Here is a 3,127-nt window from a genome sequence, read left to right as displayed (position 1 = left end):
AGCGGGAGATCCTCGGCGACGAGTCCGACCCGACGTCCCTGCTCTCGCAGCAGCTCACCTACTGGCGCGAGCGCCTCGCCGGTGCGCCCGAGTTGTTGGACCTGCCCACGGATCGGCCGCGGCCGGCGGTGGCGTCAGGGCGGGGCGCTCGGCACGAGTTCGAGGTGCCGAGGCAGGCGTTCGCCGCCGTCGAGCAGGTGGCGGCGGCGCAGTCGGTGACGCCGTTCATGGTGGTGCACGCGGTATACGCGGCGTTGCTGGCCCGGCTGTCGGGCACGTCGGACATCGTGATCGGCACGCCCATCGCGGGCCGCGGCGAGCGCGCGCTCGACGACGTGATCGGCATGTTCGTCAACACGCTCGTTCTGCGCACCGAGGTCGGGGCCGGTGTCTCGTTCGAGGATCTGCTGGCGCAGGTGCGAGAGGTGGACCTGGGGGCGTTCGGGCATGCGGACGTACCGTTCGAGCGGATCGTTGACGAGCTGAACCCGGTTCGCTCGCAGGCGCATACGCCGTTGTTCCAGGTGCTGCTGTCGTTCCAGAATCTCACAACGACCGACTTCGAGCTGGAGAAGCTCTCGGTGGCCGCAGTGGAGTCGACGACCACCGTCACGAAGTTCGATCTGCAGCTCGTGTTCGTGCCCGGTGTGGACGGTCCGTCCAGGGCCGTGTTCGAGTACGCCACCGACCTGTTCGACGAGACGACGATCGCCTCGTTCGGGCAGCGGTTCGTGCGATTGCTCACAACGCTCACTGCCGATTCGGCGCGACCCGTGGGCGACGCCGACGTTTGGGCGCCGGACGAGCCGATCATCGCAGCCGGGCGAAGTGCGTCCGGTACGGGGACCGAACGCCTCCTGGTCGAGATCCTCACCGCCGGTTGTGCCCTCGATCCCGACGCCGTTGCGGTACGTTGCGAGGGAATCGGTGTGACCTATCGCGAACTCGACCGGGAATCCTCGCGACTCGCTCGCATCCTGATAGATCGCGGTGCCGCACCCGAAACGATGGTGGCACTGGCCTTCCCGCGCTCGCTCGAGATGGTGACTGCGGTGTGGGCCGTGGCGAAGGCGGGCGCTGCCTTCTTGCCGGTGGATCCGACACACCCCGCACACCGGATCGAGTACCTGCTGGACGACTCCCGTGCAGTGCTGGGCCTGACGAGCGATGCCTACCGTTCCGCCCTGCCCGACACTGTGACCTGGATGCAACTGGACAGCCCCGAATTCCGTCGCGAGATCGCCGACCGGTCGGCGGACCCGGTCACCGACGCGGACCGTCGCTTCCCGATCCGCATCGACAACACCGCATACGCTATTTACACCTCCGGTTCCACGGGTAAGCCCAAGGGCGTCGCGGTGACCCATCGCGGCCTGCAGCCGCTCGTCGAATACACCCGGCCGCTGTACCGGGTGACGGAACGGTCCCGATTCCTCCACATCATCACGCCGACCTTCGATCCGTCCGTGCTCGAATGGACGCTGGCGTTCTCCCAGGGTGCGACCCTTGTCGTCGCGCCCGCATCGATCGTGGCCGGCGCGGAACTCACGGAGCTTCTGCGCACTGAGCGGGTCACCAACATGATCATGACGCCGGCTGTGCTTGCGACGGTCGACCCTACCGGCCTCGAGCATATCGAAGCCTTCTCCATCGGCGGCGACGTCGTGCCCGACGACCTGGTGGCACGATGGTCCAGGCCCGGACGCGGCATCCTGAATGCGTACGGACCCACGGAGACCACCATCTCGTCCACCTACGCCGCCCTGAGTCCGGACCGGCCGGTGGCGATCGGTGAACCACTTCAGGGTACGACGGCGGTCGTTCTGGACGAGCGGTTGCATCCCGTCCCCGCCGGCATCCCCGGCGAGTTGTACCTCGCGGGCAAGGGCCTCGCTCGCGGTTATCAGTTCCGGCCGGGGCTGACCGCGAGCCGATTCGTGGCCGATCCGTTCGGCGCGCCCGGCGACCGGATGTATCGCACGGGCGACATCGTTGAATGGCAGCGGGACGGCCAGTTGCGCTACCGCGGCAGATCCGACTTCCAGGTGAAGGTGCGCGGCCGGCGAATCGAGCTCGGCGAGATCGAAGCGGCGCTGCTGGCTGACGATTCGGTGGCGCAGGCCGTGGTGACGGTCCATTCGGACGAAGCCACGGGCGGCCACCTTGTGGGATACGTCGTGCCCGCCGCCGGCGCCGTGGTCGATGTCGACGCCGTGAGGAGCGCCCTCGGTGAGACACTGCCGACGTACCTTGTCCCGGATGCACTCGTAGTGCTGGAGCAGTTCCCCCTCAACCCGTCGGGCAAGTTGGACCGGCGGGCGTTGCCGGAGCCGGTGTTCGAGGCGCGGGAGTTCCGGGCGCCGGTCACGCCGGTGGAGCAGATCGTGGCGTCGGTGTTCACCGAGGTGCTCGGGGTCGAGCGGGTGGGGGCGGACGACGATTTCTTCGCGTTGGGTGGCAATTCGTTGATCGCGACGCGGGTGACTGCTCGACTGGGGCAGGCGCTCGAGGCGTCGGTGCCGGTGCGGGTGGTGTTCGAGGCGTCGACGGTGGCGGGGTTGGCGGCGCGGCTCGAGTCGCATGCCGGGTCGGGGGCGCGGGCGGCGCTGACCGCGCGGGAGCGGCCGGAGCGGGTGCCGTTGTCGTTGGCGCAGTCGCGGATGTGGTTCCTCAACCGCTTCGATCCCGACTCCCCGGCGTACAACATCCCAATGGCTCTGCGGCTGTCCGGCAAGCTCGACGTCGACGTGCTCACCGCCGCGATCGGTGACGTGGTTGCACGGCACGAGGTGCTGCGCACGGTGTATGCGGAGGTCGAGGGCACCGGGATTCAGATGGTGCTTCCGGCGTCGTCGCCGGAGCTGACAGTGGAGTCGGTCACCGACGACGCCGTCGTGGACGCGGTTGTCGAATTCGTCGGCCGGGGCTTCGATGTGGCCCATGAGGTTCCGATCCGCGTCCGGTTGCTTAAGGTCACAGACCGAGACTTCGTGCTGGTGTTCGTGGTGCACCACATCGCCGCGGACGGGTTCTCGATGGGTCCGCTGACCCGCGACGTGATGGTGGCGTATGCGGCGCGCAGCCGCGGCGAGGCGCCGGCGTGGGCGCCGCTGCCGGTGCAGTACGC

Annotated in this window: 1 protein-coding gene; it reads left to right on the top strand. The window is 68.4% G+C overall.

Features of this window, described 5'->3' with window-relative positions:
• On the top strand, positions 1-3,127 hold a 3,127-nt coding region (locus tag G6039_RS29915), incomplete at both ends, for a non-ribosomal peptide synthetase (protein WP_164528190.1).

It is taken from the genome of Rhodococcus aetherivorans (assembly GCF_011058165.1).
GTDB classification, from domain to species: Bacteria; Actinomycetota; Actinomycetes; order Mycobacteriales; family Mycobacteriaceae; genus Rhodococcus; species Rhodococcus aetherivorans.
This window is presented reverse-complemented; position numbering and strand designations above follow the sequence as displayed.